At 61.0% G+C, this 18,834-nt stretch carries 15 protein-coding genes; 12 read left to right on the top strand and 3 right to left on the bottom strand.

What is annotated here, in order from left to right; translation table 11 throughout:
• Positions 1–39 precede the first annotated feature (39 nt).
• The 4 genes from glgX to IAE48_RS03835 all read left to right on the top strand — a co-directional run bounded on the left by glgX (position 40) and on the right by IAE48_RS03835 (position 3,562).
• A complete protein-coding gene (glgX, locus tag IAE48_RS03850; protein ID WP_200133540.1) occupies positions 40–2,115 on the top strand; it encodes a glycogen debranching protein GlgX in 2,076 nt (691 codons plus the stop codon).
• A 141-nt stretch (positions 2,116–2,256) separates the two neighbouring features.
• On the top strand, positions 2,257–2,688 hold the full coding sequence (locus tag IAE48_RS03845; RefSeq protein ID WP_054803600.1) for a hypothetical protein: 432 nt from the start codon (positions 2,257–2,259) through the stop codon (positions 2,686–2,688).
• Positions 2,678–3,229 carry an RNA polymerase sigma factor gene (locus tag IAE48_RS03840; RefSeq protein ID WP_233631409.1) on the top strand — a complete coding sequence of 184 codons (552 nt, stop codon included), beginning with the start codon at positions 2,678–2,680 and terminating at the stop codon, positions 3,227–3,229. The genes IAE48_RS03845 and IAE48_RS03840 overlap by 11 nt, the downstream gene beginning before the upstream one ends.
• A 27-nt stretch (positions 3,230–3,256) precedes the next feature.
• Positions 3,257–3,562 carry a hypothetical protein gene (locus IAE48_RS03835; protein WP_200133538.1) on the top strand — a complete coding sequence of 102 codons (306 nt, stop codon included), beginning with the start codon at positions 3,257–3,259 and terminating at the stop codon, positions 3,560–3,562.
• On the opposite strand, the gene IAE48_RS03830 is transcribed toward IAE48_RS03835, so the two are convergent.
• Positions 3,563–4,891 (bottom strand): glycoside hydrolase family 10 protein, encoded by a 1,329-nt coding sequence (locus tag IAE48_RS03830; protein WP_200133537.1) that lies wholly within the window; start codon positions 4,889–4,891, stop codon positions 3,563–3,565.
• 86 nt (positions 4,892–4,977) lie between these two features.
• Positions 4,978–5,436 (bottom strand): DUF943 family protein, encoded by a 459-nt coding sequence (locus tag IAE48_RS03825; RefSeq protein WP_200133536.1) that lies wholly within the window; start codon positions 5,434–5,436, stop codon positions 4,978–4,980.
• Positions 5,437–5,554: 118 nt separating this feature from the next.
• Between IAE48_RS03825 and IAE48_RS03820 the strand changes: the two genes are divergently transcribed.
• From IAE48_RS03820 to IAE48_RS03785, 8 genes are all read left to right on the top strand, one after another.
• Positions 5,555–6,772 carry a nitrate regulatory protein gene (locus IAE48_RS03820; protein ID WP_200133535.1) on the top strand — a complete coding sequence of 406 codons (1,218 nt, stop codon included), beginning with the start codon at positions 5,555–5,557 and terminating at the stop codon, positions 6,770–6,772.
• 255 nt (positions 6,773–7,027) lie between these two features.
• Positions 7,028–8,290: a CmpA/NrtA family ABC transporter substrate-binding protein gene (locus IAE48_RS03815; protein WP_042714883.1), complete on the top strand. Its 1,263-nt coding sequence runs from the start codon at positions 7,028–7,030 to the stop codon at positions 8,288–8,290.
• Positions 8,291–8,302: 12 nt separating this feature from the next.
• Positions 8,303–9,223, top strand: a complete 921-nt coding sequence (gene ntrB / locus IAE48_RS03810) for a nitrate ABC transporter permease (protein ID WP_200133534.1) — start codon at positions 8,303–8,305, stop codon at positions 9,221–9,223.
• Entirely contained in the window at positions 9,224–10,021 is a 798-nt protein-coding gene (locus IAE48_RS03805) for an ABC transporter ATP-binding protein (protein WP_200133533.1), read from the top strand. It abuts the gene before it with no gap.
• Between the two features lie 11 nt (positions 10,022–10,032).
• Positions 10,033–14,190, top strand: coding sequence for a nitrite reductase large subunit NirB (gene nirB, locus IAE48_RS03800; protein WP_200133532.1), 4,158 nt, complete (start codon positions 10,033–10,035; stop codon positions 14,188–14,190).
• Positions 14,187–16,820, top strand: coding sequence for a molybdopterin-dependent oxidoreductase (locus tag IAE48_RS03795; RefSeq protein ID WP_370568942.1), 2,634 nt, complete (start codon positions 14,187–14,189; stop codon positions 16,818–16,820). Before nirB ends, IAE48_RS03795 begins: the two co-directional genes overlap by 4 nt.
• Positions 16,821–16,870: 50 nt before the next feature.
• The gene (locus IAE48_RS03790; protein ID WP_200133531.1) at positions 16,871–17,566 is read left to right on the top strand and encodes a transporter substrate-binding domain-containing protein; all 696 of its coding nucleotides are present in this window, start codon (positions 16,871–16,873) and stop codon (positions 17,564–17,566) included.
• On the top strand, positions 17,563–18,075 hold the full coding sequence (locus IAE48_RS03785) for a GNAT family N-acetyltransferase (protein WP_200133530.1): 513 nt from the start codon (positions 17,563–17,565) through the stop codon (positions 18,073–18,075). The genes IAE48_RS03790 and IAE48_RS03785 overlap by 4 nt, the downstream gene beginning before the upstream one ends.
• Positions 18,076–18,354: 279 nt before the next feature.
• On the opposite strand, the gene IAE48_RS03780 is transcribed toward IAE48_RS03785, so the two are convergent.
• Complete coding sequence (locus IAE48_RS03780; protein ID WP_200133529.1) at positions 18,355–18,834, bottom strand: RES family NAD+ phosphorylase; 480 nt, start codon at positions 18,832–18,834, stop codon at positions 18,355–18,357.

Below are 18,834 nucleotides of genomic sequence, written 5' to 3'. Positions count from 1 at the left end.
TTAAGTCAGGTGACGCTCTAAATAAGAGAAAGAGGGATCATGTCTAACGGTAAGCCATATCACATCACGGCGGGGCACGGCCAGCAACTCGGTGCGAATTACGACGGTGAGGGCGTGAACTTTGCGCTCTTTTCAGCTCACGCTCATCGCGTGGAACTCTGCTTATACGATCCGAGCGGCAAACAGGAGATTGCCCGCCTGGAACTGCCGGAATATACCCATGAAATCTGGCACGGCTACGTGCCCGGCCTGAAACCCGGTGCCCTTTACGGCTACCGTGTGCATGGCCCGTACGACCCGGAAAACGGTCATCGCTTCAACCCCAACAAACTGCTGGTTGACCCCTATGCGCGGGAGCTGGTTGGCGATATTGAGTGGAACGAAGCGCACTTCGCCTACGATCTGCTGCACGAAGATAAAGATTTAACCTTTGACGAGCGCGACAGCGCGCCGTTTACGCCGAAGTGCCGGGTTATCGATCCCAACGAGTTTGAGTGGCAGGATCAAAACCGGCCGAATATCGCCTGGCCGAGCGCCATCATTTACGAAACCCACGTTAAGGGTTTCACCCAGCTTAATCAGGGCATCCCGCAGGATCTGCGCGGCACCTTTGAAGGGATGGGGCACAAGGCGACGGTCGACTATATCAAGAGCCTCGGCATCACCTCGGTAGAGCTGCTGCCGGTGCACTGGTTCCCGGACGATCAGCACCTGCTCGATAAAGGGCTGCACAACTTCTGGGGCTACAACACCCTCGGTTTCTTTGCGCCTGCCTCGCGTTACTACGGCCCGCGCGGCATCCAGGGGTTCCGCGACATGGTGCGCGCCTTCCACGATGCGGGTATCGAGGTGATCCTCGACGTGGTTTATAACCACACCGCCGAAGGTAATGAACTCGGCCCGACGCTCTCCTTTAAGGGCATCGATAACTTCTCTTACTACCGCACGCTGCCGGATCAGCATCGTTACTACATCAACGATACCGGTACCGGCAACACGGTGAACACCTCCCATCCGCGCGTGCTGCAAATGGTGACGGACTCCCTGCGCTACTGGTCGGAATCGATGCATATCGACGGTTTCCGCTTCGACCTCGGCACCATTCTCGGCCGCGAGCCGGAAGGGTTTGACCAGCGCGGCGGCTTCTTCGACGCCATCACCCAGGATCCAGTGCTGTCGAAGCTGAAACTGATTGGTGAGCCGTGGGATATCGGCCCTGGCGGCTATCAGGTTGGCGGCTTCCCGCCGGGCTGGGCGGAGTGGAACGACAAATACCGCGATACGCTGCGCGAATACTGGAAGGGCGATAACGTCTCGACCGATTTCGCGGCCCGTCTGCTCGGCTCCGGCGATCTCTACGATCTGCGCGGGCGTCGTCCGTGGGCGAGCGTCAACTTCATCACCGCCCACGACGGTTTTACGCTTAACGACCTGGTGTCGTATAACGAAAAACATAACGAGGCGAACGGCGAAGATAACAACGACGGTCACAATGACAACCGCTCCTATAACTACGGCGCGGAAGGCCCGACCGACGATGAAGGCATCAACGCCGTGCGCGAGCGCCAGAAACGCAACTTCCTCGCCACGCTGCTCTTCTCCCACGGCACGCCGATGCTGCTGGCGGGCGACGAGTTTGGCCGCAGCCAGTCCGGAAATAACAACGGTTACTGCCAGGATAGCGAGATCTCCTGGATTCACTGGGACACCTTAAACGGCGCGAACGAAGCGCTACGCGAGTTTACCCGCCAGGTGATTGAACTGCGCGCCGCGCAGCCGCTGCTGCGCCGCGAAAACTGGCGCGACGGGATGGAGATCAAGTGGTACAACGCCGGCGGCGGCGAGCAGTTGCCGGAGCAGTGGGAAGAGGGAACCACGCTGGGTGTCTATATTGGCCGCGCCGATCTGCAAGAGGAAGAGGGCATCTGGCACGACGTGCTGATGCTGTTCAACCCGTTTGAAGGCAACGTACCGTTCCGCATTCCGCAGTTTGGTGAAGGCGGCTGGGTACTGGAGCTGACCACCTCCGATACGGTGAAACGCGGGATCGTTATCACCAAAGAGAAGGATTTCGAGCTGGAAGGCCGCAGCATCGCGCTGTTCCGCCGCCCGTAATACTTTCCTGTTACTCCGCACTTTTTCAGGCGCACTCGTTGCGCCTGTTTTTTTATTTCACTTTTTTAGCAATATTTCCCGCGCTCATTCGTCTACTTCATCACAGGCATTTATTCGCTAATCTGATGAGGAAGAAAAACAATGAGAGATTTTCATATGAATGAACCCCAGCACGGTTTTGGTCGCCATCGCGGCGCGAAGCCGCTGATCATTGGCGCCGCGCTGTTTGTGGTGCTCGGCCTGGTGGTGATGTCGCTGTGGAACGCACTGCTGCCAGCGATTCTCGGCGTGAAAAGCATCGGCTTCTGGCAGGCGCTCGGGATCCTGGTGTTGTCGCGCATTCTCTTTGGCGGCCTCGGTTTTCGCCCCGGCATGTTCGGCATGGGCCGCGCCCACCGGCGCATGCATGAGCGCTGGATGGCGATGACGCCGGAGCAGCGTGAAGAGTTTGTCGAAAAACGCCGCGAAGGTTTTCGCCGCCACGGCCACTGCGGCTGGCACGAACGTCGCGGTGAGCCGGAGCAGCAGCGTCCGAACGCGGGTGAGCGCGATGACCCGCGTCATGACGACTGAGTCCGCACTTGTCACGGCGCTGAACGCCTGCCGCTCAAAGCTGAAAGGCTTTATCCGCAGCCGCTCGCCGGTGAAAGAGGAGAGCGAAGATATCCTCCAGGAGATCAGCTGGCAGTTAATGAAGGTCGAACAGCCGGTGGAGAATGTCGCCGCCTGGCTGTTTCGCGCCGCCCGCAACGAGATGACCGACCGGGCGCGTAAAAAGCGCGAAGTGCCATTATCGGGCCTGTTTGCTGACGGTGATGAGGAGTCAGACTTCGTTGAAGATGAGGTAGCCGAAACGCTGTTTGGCATCGCCCAGACGCCGGAAGAGGAGTATCTGAAGGGGCTTTTATGGGAGGAGCTGGGTCAGGCGCTGGCAGAGCTGCCCGAAGCCCAGCGTGAGGTGTTCGAAAAAACCGAGTTACAGGGTTACACTTGCAAAGCCCTGGCGCAGGAGCTGGGCGTCAGCGTGCAGACCCTGCTGTCGCGCAAGCATAAAGCGGTGCTCTATCTGCGCGCGCGCATGCAAACGCTCTATGACGCGCTGACCGGGGAGTAACTAACAGCCACCAGGAAGGAGAAGGGCGTGACGGATGAGGAGCTAACTCGCCTCGTGCATGACAAGAGCGACTACCGCAAGCGGCTGGATCTGATTGCCCGCCTGCAACAGGAGCAGAGTGCGCGCAGCACACAAGCGCTGGTCACGCTGGCGAATGAGGATTTTGTCTTCGCCGTGCGCCACGCGGCATGGGAGGCGTTAAGGGAGCGTGGCGTGGCCCTGAAAGAGCCACGGCTACGCTCGCGCTTTGCGGACTGGCTGGAGAGGGCTATGGACGGAACCGCGCGCGTAATACGATTTCTTGGCGATTTTTACTGGAAATGGATCCCGTAATTACCGCCCCCAGCGCCCCTGTAAATAGTCCACCGCCTGGCGGGTCTGCGGCTGCGTCAGGTAACCTTCGCGGAACAGGATCGTCCCCGCAATACCCGGCAGGGTCTCATTCATCTCAATCTGCTTTCTTAGCTCCGGCACCCCACCGTCGCGCGTCCACTCCGGCTCCATTCTGGATGGCTCACCCACTTTATAGAGCGCCACGCCAATATAGAGCTTAGTATTTGTCGGTTTCACCACCTGCGCCCACCACTTCGCCAGCACATCGTAGCGCGCGGCATCGCGGGTAAAGGGCCAGTAGATCTGCGGCGCAATATAGTCGAGCAACCCCTGTTGCACCCAGCGGCGGGTATCGGCAAAGGATTCATCATAGGCTGCCGCGCCGCGCGTCTCTGAACCTGCCGGATCGAACGAGCGGTTACGCCAGACGCCCGCCGGGCTGACGCCAAACTGCACGTTAGGGTTCAGTTGCTTAATGGTGCGCGACACCTGCTCAATCAGCAATTGCGTGTTGTGCCGACGCCAGTCAGCTTTGGCGGCAAAACCTTGCCCATACTGGCGGAACGTCTGGCTGTCGTTCAGCGCTGAACTCGCCGTTTCGCTGTAGAAGTAGTCATCAAACTGCACGCCATCCACCGGGTAGCGCGCCACCACTTCCGCGACAATACTGGTGATCCAGTCGCGCACCTCCGGAATACCGGGGTCGAGCACATAACGGTCGCCCGCCGTGCGGATCCACTCCCGGTGCAGAACAAAAATCGACGCCGGGCGCAGGGAGAGGGTGCGGTTAAGCTCCGCGACCGTGGAGGGTTTGGTATTGGTCGAGACGCGATAAGGGTTAAACCAGGCATGCACCTTCATGCCGCGCTGGTGCGCCTCATCCAGAATAAATTGCAGCGGATCGTAACCCGGATCCTGACCAATCACCCCGGTAAGCGTATCCGACCACGGCAAAATTTTTGACGGCCACAGCGCGGTAGCGTCCGGTTTCACCTGGAAGAAGACGGTGTTAATGCCGAGGCGTTGCAGCTTATCGAGCTTTGCGATCAGCGCCGCCTTCTGCTGCTCTGCGCGCAGCGCCGGGCTGAGGGTTACCGAGTTGATCGGCGGCCAGTCGAGACGGGAAACCGTCGCCAGCCAGATACCGCGCATGGTTTGCGGCTGGCTCAGCCCGCCATCGGGCAGCGGCTGTTTGCTCACCGGCGGGTTCGGCGTCACAAGGGATTTCGGCGCTTTCGACGCGCAGCTGGCCAGCAGCAAAGCAGCCATCAGCACGGCCAGCTTTTTCAGGCGGCCTGTCCGGGTAACACAACGCGGGTGTGTGGTCATAGGTTTCTGTTTTTCAGCGAGATACGGGGCAAATACATTCTGGTCGGATTACCGGCTAAGTCAAACAATTCGATGAGTGAATATATCTACCTAACGGTAAAGTTCTCGTGAACATATTTCAGGGTGCCGTCCGGCCTCTCCTCGTAACTGGTTTCACCAAAGCTATAAACGGTTTTCTTGCCGGGATGGATGAAAATCAGCATCACCATCTCTTTATAGATGCAGTTTTCCGGCGCGCTGATATCGGTAAAGCAGTTGTAGTCATCAATACTGCCGTCGCGGGTGCTTGTCGGCAGGCGATCGTAGCGGTCAAAGTTCATGATCATCACTACGGCGTTACCGGGGCGCACCAGCAGGGGAAACTGCTTTTGCAGCGCCGCGCGGTTCTCGCGCCACCAGTTCACTTTGCCTTTCTCGCTTAACGGCAGGTTTTTCACGTAGAGCGCGCTGTCATCAGCTCTGATCGCCTGCGGCGTACGCAGAAAGAGCCACGCCAGCCAGACCACGCCGATAAGTAACAGCAGTGCGGACGTTTTCTTCACCATATCCTGACCCTCTCCCTGTGATGTGAAGTGGCATTCTCACCCGCCCGCGCCTGATGTCAATCGCGGCGGCACACTTCTTGCTTTAGTGAGCCTACGGTTTTCTGGAGAAGGGTGTGCGATGACGCTTTCAGCTCTCGATTTTGTGCTCGCCTCGCGGCGCAGCGAAATCACCGGCCTGCAACAGCTATTGCAGATGGGCAAGCTGGTCGGCGCGGTGAGCCAGCTTATTCATCTGCTGCAACGCGAGCGCGGCACGGCCAATATTTTTCTCTGCTCGCAGGGGAAAACCTGGGGCGGGCGGCTGCGCGAACGGGCAGAGCAGGTGGAGCGCGCCGCGCAGGCGGTGCATCAGCAGCTGGCAACGCTCGATCAGGAGGGGCTGGCGCGGGGCAACGCCGCGCGGCTTTTTAGCCGCATCGCCAGCGTGCTGCACAGCCTGAGCACGCTGCCGCCGCTGCGCGAGCAGGTGCAGCAGCTCGGCATTGCCCAGCCGGAAGCGATGCAGCGCTACAACGAGGTGATCCGCTGCCATCTGGCGCTGATTGTGGAAACCGCCGACACCTCCGGCGATCCCAGCGTCTCGCGCGCGCTGCTGGCGCTGTTCAGCTTTATGCAGGGCAAAGAGCTGGCCGGGCAGGAGCGGGCGCTGGTGGCGGCAGGCTTTACCATTGGTTCGGTTGATGAGTCAGCGAGTCAGCAACTGGTGGAGCTGATTGATGCCCAGGAGCGCTGTTTTCACACCTTCAGCGAGTTCGCCGATGCCGCAAGCCTCGGGCTGTGGCAGCAACAGCAGCAGGAGGAGAGCCGCGAGCTGGAGCGCTTTCGCCGTCTCGCCTGTAGCCGCACGCTGCCGCCGGGCGAGCCAACGGAGGCCGCACTGCGCTGGTTTGAGGTCACCACAATGCGTATCGATGCCATGAAACGTATTGAAGATGCGTTGGAAAAAGGGGTTATGCAGTGCTGCCGCCAGCGTATTGCGGCGGCGCAGCGCGACGCCGAGCAGCAGCGCCAGGAGATCGCCCAGTTGCCGCAGGCTGAGGATCACTTTACGGCGCTGATCCCGCCACAACTGAGCCGCGCGGTGCTGGAGCTGGTTGAGCAGCAGTCCCGCCAGTTGCAGGCGCTGGATGCTGAACTCGCCGGGCTGCGCGCCACCCTTGCCGAGCGCAAGCTGGTGGAGCGGGCGAAAAGCCTTCTGATGCAGCACCACGCGATGAGCGAGCCGCAGGCGCACAAAACCCTGCGCGAGATGGCGATGCAGCAGAACAAGAAGCTGGCGGAGATCGCCGATGCGATGCTCTCCGTCGCCGCCGTCATGGGCAAAAAGCCCCTCTAACCCCAAAGGAGTAGCTGCACCGCAGGTGTGCATTTCACCGCCCGTTGCGGTGCAAATTGTGTGAGCCAAATCGCTAATCGCCTGTTTTTACAGGCATCAGAAACCTGGCACACATTCTGCTTATCTTATCTACGAAGGTGCTGGCTAATGGCGGTCAGCATCACTTCCCGGATAAAGGCGTCCGTTAGCGTTCAGGAGACTGAGCGCTAACCGGACGCTTTTTTTTTGCCCCTTTTCAACTGACAGGATGCCGCAATGACGCAAGACGATGACAACACCGTGAGTAAACTTTCGCGCCGCCGCTTTCTGGCGGGCAGCGCGGCGCTGGGCGGCAGCCTGCTGATCCCGGGCCTGATGAACAGCGTATGGGCGGCAGGCTCGGACGCACCGGAGAAGAAGACCCTGCGCGTCGGCTTTATCCCGCTCACCGACTGCGCCCCGGTGGTGATGGCGGCGGTGAAGAAGTTTGATGAGAAGTACGGCATCACCATTATCCCGAGTAAAGAGTCGAGCTGGGCCTCGGTGCGCGACAAGCTGCTCTCCGGCGAACTCGATGCCGCCCATGTGCTTTACGGCATGGTCTACGGCTTACAGCTTGGCGTCTCTGGCCCGCAGCGCGAGATGGCGGTGCTGATGACCCTCAACAACAACGGTCAGGCGATCACCTTATCGAACCAACTGAAAGCAGCGGGCGTTACCGATGGCGCATCGCTGAAAAAGGTGATCGCCGCCAGCCCGCAGGGCACCTACACCTTTGCGCAGACCTTCCCGAGCGGCACCCACGCCATGTGGCTCTACTACTGGCTGGCGAATGCCGGGATCGATCCCTTTGCCGATGTGCGCAATGTGGTGGTGCCGCCGCCGCAGATGGTGGTGAACATGAAGATTGGCAATATGAGCGGCTACTGTGTCGGCGAGCCGTGGAACCAGCGCGCCATTCTTGACGGCATCGGCTTTACCGCCGCCACCAGCCAGCAGATCTGGCCCGATCACCCGGAAAAGGTGCTCGGCACCACCTCGGCGTGGGTCTCGGCAAACGGCAATGCGGCGCGCGCCCTGACCGCCGCGGTGCTGGAGGCCTCGCGCTGGATCGATGCCTCCGATGAAAACCGCCGCGAAACGGCAAAAACCATCGCCGCCCGCGCCTATATCAACACCGCCGTTGAGACCATCGAAGGGCGGATGCTCGGCCACTATGAAGATGGATTAGGGAAGACGTGGCAGGACGCCCATGCGATGCGCTTCTTCAACGATGGCGCGGTGAGCTACCCGTGGCTCTCCGACGGCATCTGGTTTCTGACCCAGCAAAAACGCTGGGGCCTGCTGAAAAGCGATCCGGACTACCTCGCCGTCGCGCGCCAGATCAACCGCAGCGAACTCTACAAACAGGCTGCAACGGCGGTGGGCGGTATCAGCGTGCCCACAAGCTCGATGCGCAGCAGCACCCTGATTGACGGAAAAGTGTGGGACGGCAGCGATCCTGCGGCCTACGCCAACAGTTTTGCCATCCACCGCTAAGTGAGGCCAAGAATGTCTGCGAACACCCAACCGAAAGTGATCCCGCTGGAGCCAACGCCGCAGAGCGCGGCGATTGTGCCGCTGAAAACCGCCGCGCCACAGGCTGCGCCTTTAGTGGCAAAACGCGCGCCGGTAAACCGCCTGCGCAGTATGCTGCAACGCTTTATTACCGCCGCAATTCCCGGCCTGCTCGGCGCAGTTGTGCTGATCGCCATCTGGCAGGTGGCGGCGCTCAACAGCAAAGGCTTTCCGACACCGCTGCAAACCTGGGAAGCGGCGAAAACGCTCTTCGCCGAGCCGTTTTATATCGACGGGCCGAATGATATGGGCATCGGCTGGAACGTGCTCGCCTCCCTTGAGCGCGTGGCGCTCGGCTTTGGTCTGGCGGCGCTGGTCGGCATTCCCGTCGGCTTTCTGATTGGCCGCTTTCGCTTTATCGCCCGCATGTTTGGCCCGCTGATCGCGCTGCTGCGCCCGGTCAGCCCGCTGGCCTGGCTGCCGATTGGCCTGCTGCTGTTTCAGCGCGCCGAACCGGCCTCGACATGGACGATTTTTATCTGCTCCATCTGGCCGATGATCCTCAACACCGCCGAAGGGGTAATGCGTATTCCGCAGGATTACCTCAACGTCGCGCGCGTTTTGAAGCTCAGTGAGTTCACCATGATGCGCAAAATCCTCTTTCCCGCCGTGCTGCCGCACATCCTCACCGGTGTGCGCTTATCGATCGGTATCGCCTGGCTGGTGATTGTCGCCGCCGAGATGCTGACCGGCGGCGTCGGCATCGGTTTCTGGATCTGGAATGAGTGGAACAACCTCAATGTGCAAAACATCATCATCGCCATTCTGCTGATTGGCGTGGTGGGGATGGCGCTGGAGCAGGGGCTGATGGCCATTGCCCGCCGTTTTAGCTACGACACTCGCCGGGAGTCATAAATGAAAAAGACGCACGCCATTATCCGGGTCGAAAACGTGACCCAAACCTTTGCCACCGCCAGCGGGCCGTTTGTCGCCCTTGATGATGTCAGCTTTACCATCGCCCAGGGAGAGACGGTGAGCCTGATTGGTCACTCCGGCTGCGGGAAATCAACGCTCTTGAACCTGATTGCCGGGCTGAGCCGCCCGACGCAGGGGGTTTTGCTATGCGATAACCAGGAGATCGTCGGCCCCGGCCCCGAGCGCGGGGTGGTGTTTCAAAATCACTCCCTGCTGCCGTGGCTGACGGCGGCGGAGAATGTCGCGCTGGCGGTACAACAGGTGTTTAAAGGCGAGATGAACAAAAGCGAGATGCAAGCGTGGATCGCCCACAACCTCGAACTGGTGCATATGGGGCATGCGATGCATAAGCGCCCCGGCGAGATCTCCGGCGGCATGAAGCAGCGCGTCGGTATTGCCCGCGCGCTGGCGATGAAGCCGAAAGTGCTGCTGATGGATGAGCCTTTCGGCGCACTCGATGCCCTGACGCGCGCCCATTTGCAGGATGCGGTGATGGAGATCCAGACCCAGCTCAACACCACCATTGTGCTGATCACCCATGACGTCGACGAAGCGGTGCTGCTCTCGGACCGGGTAATGATGATGACCAACGGCCCGGCGGCGAAAGTGGGCGAGGTGCTGGAGGTGACGCTGCCGCGTCCGCGCTCACGGCTGGCGCTGGCTAACGATGCGCAGTTTCATCACTACCGCCAGCAGGTGCTGCACTTCCTGCATGAAAAACATAAAGCCGTGGCCTGAGGAGTACGCCGATGGAGAAACCGCGTCTGATAGTGATTGGCAACGGCATGGCGGGTGCGCGACTGGTGGCACAGCTCTGCGAACGCGCGCCTGACCGCTTTCACATTGTGCTGATCGATGAGGAGGCGAGAGCGGCCTATAACCGCATTCTGCTGACGCCGGTGCTGGCGGGCGAGAAAACCTTCGATGAGATTGTGACGCATGACGAAGCCTGGTATGCCCGCCACGGTGTGACGCGGCTTGCGGGTCAGCCGGTGACGGCGATCGATCGCGCCGCCCGCACCGTGTGCGTTGGCGGGGAATCACTCGCTTACGACCAGTTGGTGATCGCCACGGGTTCACGCCCCTTTATGCCGCCGCTGCCCGGCATCGATCTGCCCGGCGTCTACGCCTTTCGCCAGCAGGCGGATGTTGAGGCGATGCTGAGCCAGCTCAGCGCCGGAGAAACAGCCGTGGTGCTGGGCGGCGGGGTGCTGGGAATTGAAGCCGCGGCGGCGCTGGCGCAGCGCGGTATTCACAGCGTGATTGTGCATCGCGGCCCGCACCTGATGGATCAACAGCTCGATGCGCACGCGGCAACGCTGCTGGAAGAGAGCCTCAACGCACGCGGCATCGACACGCTGCTGGTGGCAGAGACGCGCGCCTGCTGCGCCGATGCCAAGGGGCGAATCAGCGCGGTGGAGTTGCTTGATGGACGGCGGATCCCGGCGCAGGCAGTGGTGGTCTGTGCCGGCGTGCGGCCGAATATCGCCCTCGCGCAGGCCGCCGGGCTGGCGTGCGATCGCGGCATTCTGGTGGATGGTCACTTGCGCACCAACGATGCGGCGATTTCAGCGATCGGCGAGTGCTGCCAGTTCGGTGAGATCACCTTCGGGCTGGTGGCGCCCTGCTGGCGGCAGGCGGAGACCCTTGTCGCCAGGCTTGTTGGTGAAGCGGACGCGCCGTTCGCGCTTGAAGCGGTGCCGCTGCGCCTGAAAGTGAGCGGCCTCGATCTCTACTGCGCCGGGGCGCGCGACGGCGATGCGCTTTACACCGCAACCGATCCGTTTACCGGCGATTACCGCCGCCTGGTGATAAGCAATAACCAGCTGCGCGGCGTGCTGTTGTGGGGCGATATCAGCGACGGGCCGGGTTACTTCGCCCGGCTTAATACCCCCGGTCAGCCAAGCCTGTTTACCCCTGAAGAGGATCTTCCCCCCATTCTGAACCAGCCGTTATCCACTGAGGTAGCGAGGAGCGATGTGATGTCAAAACCTGTTTTAGTTGTTGCCGGACACGGCATGGTCGGCCACCAATTTCTGCAACAACTGGTGGAGCGCGAACTGCATCTGCGTTACCAGGTGATTGTCTTTGCCGAGGAGTCGGTTCCGGCCTATGACCGCGTGCATCTCTCCGCCTGGTTTTCCGGGCGCAGCGCCGCATCGCTGTCGATGGTGGAAGAGGGCTTTTTCGAGACCACCGGCATTGAGCTGCGCCTGAATCAGGGGATTACGCAGATCGACCTTCAGCACCGTTTTGTCGTCGATAAACGGGGTCGCCAGACGGCCTGGGATCGGCTGGTGCTGGCTACCGGTTCATCGCCTTTTGTTCCACCGATCCCCGGTAATGATGCGCCGGGGTGCCTGGTCTATCGCACCCTCGACGATCTGGCGGCGATCAAAGCCTGTGCCGACGAGGGCAAGCGTGGCGTGGTGGTCGGCGGCGGCCTGCTTGGGCTGGAAGCGGCGAACGCGCTGCAAAACCTCGGCCTGCAAACCCATGTGGTGGAGTTTGCGCCGCGGCTGATGGGCGTGCAGCTGGATGAAGGCGGGGCAGCGATGCTGCGGCGCAAAATCGAAGCCCTTGGCGTGCAGGTGCATACCGGCAAAGAGACGCGCGAAATCGTCGCCGGAGAGACCAGCCGCTATCGCATGAACTTTGCCGATGGCACTTTTCTGGAAACCGATCTGGTGCTCTTCTCGGCAGGCATTCGCCCGCGCGACAACCTGGCGCGCGACTGCGGGCTGGCGATTGGGCCGCGCGGCGGCATTGTGATTGATGATCAGTGCCGCACCTCCGATCCTGACATCTTCGCCATTGGCGAGTGCGCGCTGTGGAATGGGCAGATTTTCGGCCTCGTCGCGCCAGGGTATCAGATGGCGCGCACGCTGGCGGAGACACTGGCAGACGGTGAAGCGGCATTTACCGGCGCGGATATGAGCACCAAGCTGAAGCTGCTCGGCGTTGAAGTGGCGTCGATTGGCGATGCCCACGGCCGCACGCCGGGGAGTGAGAGCTACAGCTGGGTTGATGGCCCGGCGGAGATCTACAAAAAAATTGTCGTCTCAGAGGATGGCAAAAAGCTGCTCGGCGCGGTGCTGATTGGCGACAGCGAGTCTTACAGCGCGCTATTGCAGATGATGCTCAATGAGATGCCGCTGCCCGCGAGGCCCGAGACGCTGATCCTGCCTGCCAGCAGCGGGGAGGCAGCGCCAACGCTCGGCGTTGCGGCGTTACCTGACAGCGCGCAGATCTGCTCCTGTCATAACGTCAGCAAAGCGGATATCTGCGCGGCAGTGAATAGCGGCAGTGGCGATATGGCGGCGATAAAATCCTGCACCAAAGCGGCGACCGGCTGCGGCGGCTGCGCAGCGCTCACCAAACAGGTGATGGAGTTTGCGCTTGAAGAGATGGGCGTCGAGGTGAAAAAGGATCTCTGCGAACACTTCCCGTACTCGCGCCAGCAGATCTACCACCTGGTGCGGGTGGGTAATATCCGCACCTTTGACGAACTGCTGGCGAAACATGGGCGCGGGCACGGGTGCGAGATCTGCAAGCCGCTGGTTGGCTCGGTGCTCGCCTCCTGCTGGAATGAGTACCTGCTGAAGCCGCAGCACCTGCCGTTGCAGGATACCAACGACCGCTTTTTTGCCAATATCCAGAAAGATGGTACCTACTCTGTGGTGCCGCGCATTCCCGCAGGCGAGATCACGCCGGACGGGTTAATTGCCATCGGGCAGATTGCGCGGCGCTATAACCTCTATACCAAGATTACCGGCGGCCAGCGCGTCGATCTGTTTGGCGCGCGCCTCGAACAGCTGCCGGAGATTTGGCAGCTGCTGGTTGAAGCCGGGTTTGAGACCGGGCATGCCTATGGCAAATCTCTGCGCACGGTGAAATCCTGCGTCGGCTCCAGCTGGTGCCGCTATGGCGTGCAGGACTCCACCGCGCTGGCGCTGCAACTGGAGCACCGTTACAAAGGGCTGCGCTCGCCGCATAAAATCAAGATGGCGGTCTCCGGCTGCACCCGCGAATGCGCCGAAGCGCAGAGTAAGGACGTTGGTGTGATCGCCACCGAGAAGGGCTGGAACCTCTATGTCTGCGGCAATGGCGGCATGAAGCCGCGCCACGCCGATCTGCTGGCGCAGGATCTAAGCACCGAGGCGTTAATCCGCACCGTCGATCGCTTTTTAATGTTCTACATCCGCACCGCTGACCGCCTGCAACGCACCAGCACCTGGATGGATAATCTCGACGGCGGCATGGCTTACCTGCGCGAAGTGGTGCTGGAGGATAGCCTGAACATCGCCGCCGAGCTGGAGAGCGAGATGCAGACGGTGATCGACGCTTATCAGTGTGAGTGGCAAACCACGCTCTCGGACCCGGATCGGCTGGCGCTGTTCCGCCCGTTTGTCAACAGCGACCAGCCCGATGAAGGGGTGGTGATGGTGCCGGAGCGCCAGCAGATCCGCCCGGCAACGGCGCAGGAGCGCGCCGCGCTGCCTTCTGCTGGACACAAACTGCTGCCGCAGGGCTGGGTCGATCTCTGCGCATTATCGGCGATCCCGCACCATGCGGGGATGGCGGCGCGGCTCGGTCATCAGCAAATCGCGCTCTTCCATCTGCCGGATCATCCGCAGCAGGTGTTTGCCCTCAGCAACCACGAACCGGATAGCGAGGCAAACGTGCTGGCGCGCGGCCTGTTGGGGGATGTTAACGGCGAACCGGTGGTGATTTCGCCGCTCTATAAGCAGCGTTTTCGCCTGCGCGATGGCCGCAGCCTCGATGATGAGCAGACCGCGCTCAGCGTCTGGCCGGTGAAAGTGGAGGGCGGGCGCGTGTGGGTGCTGGCGCAGCCGCAAAGCGTCGCGGCAGGGCGCGAACAGCGCATCGCCACGGTGAGCCTGTGACGGGCGCGGCGGTCTCCACCACCTGCGCTTACTGCGGCGTCGGGTGCGGGGTGCGTATGCAGCCTGAAGGACAAGGGTTTAGCGCCCAGGGCGATACGTTGCACCCGGCGAACCACGGGCGGCTCTGTGTGAAGGGCAGCGCGCTGGGTGAAACGCTGGATCTCGCCGGGCGACTGTTGCAGCCGGAGATCGACCAGCAGCCGGTAAGCTGGGAGCGCGTGCTGGATGCGGTGGCGGAAGGGTTGCAGCGGGTGATTGCGCAGTTCGGCCCGCAGGCAGTGGCCTTTTACGGCTCCGGCCAGTTGCTGACGGAGGATTACTATGTCGCCAATAAGCTGATGAAGGGGTTTATCGGCAGCGGCAATATGGATACCAACTCGCGCCTCTGTATGGCCTCGGCGGTGGTCGGCTATAAACGGGCGTTTGGTGCCGATGCGGTGCCCTGCAGCTATGAGGATCTGGAGCTTGCCGAGTGCGTGATCCTCACCGGCTCAAACACCGCCTGGGCGCACCCGGTGGTTTACCAGCGGCTGATGAGAGCCAAACAGGCGCGCCCGGAGATGCGCATTATCGTTATCGACCCGCGCATCACCGCCACCTGCGATCTCGCCGACCTCCACCTGCCGCTGCGCCCCGGCAGCGATGCGGCGCTGTTTTGCGGCGCGCTCCATTTTATGGCGCAGCAGGGCAAGCTCGACCGGGAGTTTCTCAACCATTACACCACTGGCGCAGCGCAGACGCTGGCGGCGGTCGGGGAGTGGACGCCTGAGCGCACCGCCGACTATTGCCAGCTGCCGCAGGAGGCGCTGCGGGCCTTTTACCAGATGATTGCCGCCAGCGATACGCTGGTGACGCTCTACTCAATGGGGATTAACCAGTCCACCTCCGGCGTTGATAAGTGCAACGCCATTATTAACCTTCACTTAGCGACGGGAAAAATTGGCCGCGCAGGATGCGGGCCGTTTTCGATAACCGGTCAGCCAAATGCGATGGGCGGCCGGGAAGTGGGCGGGCTGGCTAACCAGCTGGCTTCACATATGGGCTTCTCGCCGCAGGAGGTCGACCGCGTCGGGCGCTTCTGGAAGAGTGACAACGTCACAAAAAATCCCGGACTGAATGCCGTCGATCTCTTTCGCGCCGTGGAAAAGGGCGAGATAAAAGCGGTGTGGATTATGGGCACTAACCCGCTGGTCTCGCTGCCGGATGCCGATCGGGTGCGCGCCGGCCTGGCGCGCTGCGAGCTGGTGATTGTCTCGGACGTGATGCGCGACACCGATACCACTCGCGCAGCGCATATCCGCCTGCCAGCGCTGGCGTGGGGTGAGAAAAACGGCACCGTTACCAACTCTGAGCGCTGCATCTCCCGCCAGCGCGCCTTTCTGCCGCCGCCGGGCGAGGCGCGCGCCGACTGGTGGATCATAAGCCAGGTGGCGCAGCGCATGGGGTTTGCCGACGCCTTTAGCTGGCAGCACCCGTCGGAGATCTTTTGTGAGCATGCCGCACTGTCGGGGTTTGAAAATGAGGGCACGCGGGCGTTTGATATCAGCGGCCTGGCGACGCTCACCCACCAACAGTGGGACGATCTTAAGCCCATTCAGTGGCCAGTGAATGGGCTGCATCCCCACGGCACGGCGCGCTTATTTACCGATAATCGCTTCTTTTTTGCCGACGAGAAGGCACGCCTGATTGCCGTAACGCCGCGTCTGCCCACCAACCCAACGACGCCGCGCTGGCCGCTGGTGATGAACACCGGGCGCATCCGCGATCAGTGGCACACCATGACGCGCAGCGGTAAGTCTTCCCGGCTGATGCAGCATATCAGCGAACCGTTTTGCCAGTTTCACCCCGACGATGCGCCGCAAATTAGCGCCGACGATCTGCTGCGCGTTTCATCAACACACGGCTGGCTGCTGCTGCGCGCGCAGCCGGATGCGCTGCAACCGCGCGGACGGGTGTTTGTGCCGATGCACTGGAACAGCGCCTTCAGCCAGCAGGCGAGAGTCGATGCGCTGATTGCCGCCGAGACCGATCCCCTTTCCGGCCAGCCGGAGAGCAAACAGATGCCGGTCAATATTCAGCGCTGGCAGGCCGCCTGGCAGGGCGAACTCTTTCTGCGTGAAGATACGCTTTCCGCGCCGAAAACCGCCTACTGGAGCCGCATCACTCAGCCCGGCGTGACGCACTTTGCGCTCGCGGACAGTGCGTGGCCAACATCATGGATGGCGTGGCTGCGTGAACATGTTCTGGCTGACGCCTGGCTGTGCCAGCCTGCCACTCTTGGCGACGAGGGGTTTAATCTACTCGCCTGGGCGGATGGCGAACTGCAACTGGCCTTTTACGCGCACCGCCAGCGCCCGCAGCCGGACCGGGCAGCGGTGATCGCCGCCTTTTCCCGGCCGCCACAAAGCGCCGCACAACGGCTGGCGCTGCTGGCCGGGCGCAGCGCCAGCGGCAAAGCGCCTGCCGGTGCGACAATCTGTAGCTGTTTTGCTGTCGGTGAGCGGGCGATCGGCGAGGCGATTCAGTCCGGGTGCAACAGCGTCTCGCGCCTTGGTGAAAAGCTTAAGTGCGGCACCAACTGCGGTTCCTGTATTCCCGAGCTGAAAAGGTTGATTGCCCGCCAGCAGTGACGCCCGTCTGCTATCTTTTGAAGGCATAAACTGCTTTCAGGAGAAGCACTATGTCAGCCAGTCAACCGCTTCGTTTCGCCATCAATTTAGGTAACGCCGTGCTTGCCCGCCAGACCGCGGCGGGTGAGCCTGCCGGGATCACCGTAGAACTTGCCCGGCGGATTGCCGCCGATATGGCAAAAGAGGCGCAATTTATTACCTATCCGACCGCCGGAAAAGTGGTGGAGGATGCAGAGAACGGTGTCTGGGATATCGCTTTCCTTGCCGTCGATCCGAAACGCGAAGAGACATTACGCTTTACCCAGCCCTATATCACCATTCAGGGCACGGCGCTGGTCAAGGCGCAAAGCCCGTGGCAGAGCGTGGCGCAGATGGATAAACCCGGCGTGGTGATAAACGTCGGCCGGGGCGCGGCCTACGATCTCTACTTAACCCGCGAGCTTGATCACGCCACGCTCAATCGCCTGAGTTCATCCCAGGCGGCGATCGAGGCTTTTCTAAGTGGTGAGGGCGATATGGTGGCCGGGATCCGCCAGCCCCTTGAGCAAACGGCGGCTCAACACCCCGGCTACCGTGTGCTGGAGGATGATTTTATGCAGATTGCCCAGGCGATCTGCCTGCCGCGCCAGCAGGATGCGCTCTTTCACACGGTAGTGGAGAAGCTGACGCGCTGGCAGACAGAAGGGGTGGTTAAAGAGATAATCGACAGTGAGTTGATTGCTTCGAATAATTCAGGAACCCAATGAATGACATCACCATTGCGCCAGCCCGCGCCGGGCATCTCGCCGCGCTAAGAGAGATTGAACTCGCCGCTTTTGAGACGCTGCGGGCCGCCGGGGCGGTAAGCGGTGAACCGGCGGCCTCCAGCCTTGAAGATCTCGAACAGTTATCCCGCGAAGGGCTGCTGTTGGTAGCTTTGACTGCCGACCAACAGCCGGTTGGCTTTGCCGGGGCGCAGATCGTGGATAACTGGCTGCATATCGCCGAAATGGATGTTCACCCGGCGTGGCAGCGCAAGGGGATTGGTCGCCAGCTGCTGCAGGCGCTGCTGAGCGCAGGAGAGAGGCGCGGTTTAGCGGGCGCGTCGCTGACCACCGATCGCTATGCGCCATTCAACGCTGCGTTTTACGCCTCGCTGGGGTTTGAGCCGAGCAAAGAGGAGGCGCTTTCGCCACGGCTTAAAAACCTGATCGCCGCAGAAGCCGCAAGCGGGCTGGATGCGAAGCGGCGGATGGCGATGCAGCGTCCTTATTAAATCGCAGGCAAAAAAAATGCCCTCACGGGAGGGCAGCAGAGTCAAAATACTATTTTTTCTTTTAGTACATCATCAGTTTTGCTCAGTCACGAGCGGGTCTTGATTAGGCAGGAGACACCGTCAAGACAAGAGTAAATATCGCATAAAAATAGTGTCGATCAACAATAATTGCCTACCATAATTAATGGTTTTGCAACGATCTGAGATTTATCTGTGCTCAAAAAGCGCGTTCTCTCATACTTTTTTACATTGATAAACAATCTGTTATGTTCACAGGCTTCACGTCACGATCTCCACCTCAGGCTGCCCGGCACCGTTATTCCAGCTAAACAGCACCAGATGCCAGAGACCCGGCGCTTTGCGCGAAGGGTCGATCAATCCCGCCGCACCCACTGTTTCCAGCTGCTGACGCACGCGCCAGGAGGAGGGGGTTCCGCCCGAAGCGACAATCTCCTGCCACGGCGCAACGGCATCAGCGAGATCGATACCGGCGGCCGATAACGCCGCAGCGTTGCGTAAATCGAAAATGCGGGCGGCGTGAACGCGCAGTTGAATAATCTCCTGCTGCGCGCTGCGGTTCGCTTTATGCGCCTGCATCGCGGCGTCGACGCCCTCGGGCGAAGAACTGAGGTAGAGCGTCGGTTGATCGGCCCGCGAATATCTACCCGCGTTTCGCGACCCCGCCAGCGCCAGATCGCGGTACGCAGGATCGATTGCCCGGTAAAAAATGCCACTGATGGTGGTAAGCATTGGCAGCAT

The organism is Kosakonia sp. S57 (assembly GCF_016516575.1).
Classification (GTDB): Bacteria; Pseudomonadota; Gammaproteobacteria; order Enterobacterales; family Enterobacteriaceae; genus Kosakonia; species Kosakonia cowanii.
This window is presented reverse-complemented; position numbering and strand designations above follow the sequence as displayed.

What these genes read in the sequence shown, in the direction of transcription:
- glgX (WP_200133540.1), top strand. Translation starts at nt 40, where the DNA reads ATGTCTAACGGTAAGCCATATCACATCACGGCGGGGCACGGCCAGCAA.
- IAE48_RS03845 (WP_054803600.1), top strand. Translation starts at nt 2,257, where the DNA reads ATGAGAGATTTTCATATGAATGAACCCCAGCACGGTTTTGGTCGCCAT.
- IAE48_RS03840 (WP_233631409.1), top strand. Translation starts at nt 2,678, where the DNA reads ATGACGACTGAGTCCGCACTTGTCACGGCGCTGAACGCCTGCCGCTCA.
- IAE48_RS03830 (WP_200133537.1), bottom strand. Translation starts at nt 4,891, where the DNA reads ATGACCACACACCCGCGTTGTGTTACCCGGACAGGCCGCCTGAAAAAG.
- IAE48_RS03825 (WP_200133536.1), bottom strand. Translation starts at nt 5,436, where the DNA reads ATGGTGAAGAAAACGTCCGCACTGCTGTTACTTATCGGCGTGGTCTGG.
- IAE48_RS03820 (WP_200133535.1), top strand. Translation starts at nt 5,555, where the DNA reads ATGACGCTTTCAGCTCTCGATTTTGTGCTCGCCTCGCGGCGCAGCGAA.
- IAE48_RS03815 (WP_042714883.1), top strand. Translation starts at nt 7,028, where the DNA reads ATGACGCAAGACGATGACAACACCGTGAGTAAACTTTCGCGCCGCCGC.
- ntrB (WP_200133534.1), top strand. Translation starts at nt 8,303, where the DNA reads ATGTCTGCGAACACCCAACCGAAAGTGATCCCGCTGGAGCCAACGCCG.
- IAE48_RS03805 (WP_200133533.1), top strand. Translation starts at nt 9,224, where the DNA reads ATGAAAAAGACGCACGCCATTATCCGGGTCGAAAACGTGACCCAAACC.
- nirB (WP_200133532.1), top strand. Translation starts at nt 10,033, where the DNA reads ATGGAGAAACCGCGTCTGATAGTGATTGGCAACGGCATGGCGGGTGCG.
- IAE48_RS03790 (WP_200133531.1), top strand. Translation starts at nt 16,871, where the DNA reads ATGTCAGCCAGTCAACCGCTTCGTTTCGCCATCAATTTAGGTAACGCC.
- IAE48_RS03785 (WP_200133530.1), top strand. Translation starts at nt 17,563, where the DNA reads ATGAATGACATCACCATTGCGCCAGCCCGCGCCGGGCATCTCGCCGCG.
- IAE48_RS03780 (WP_200133529.1), bottom strand. Translation starts at nt 18,834, where the DNA reads ATGCTGCCAATGCTTACCACCATCAGTGGCATTTTTTACCGGGCAATC.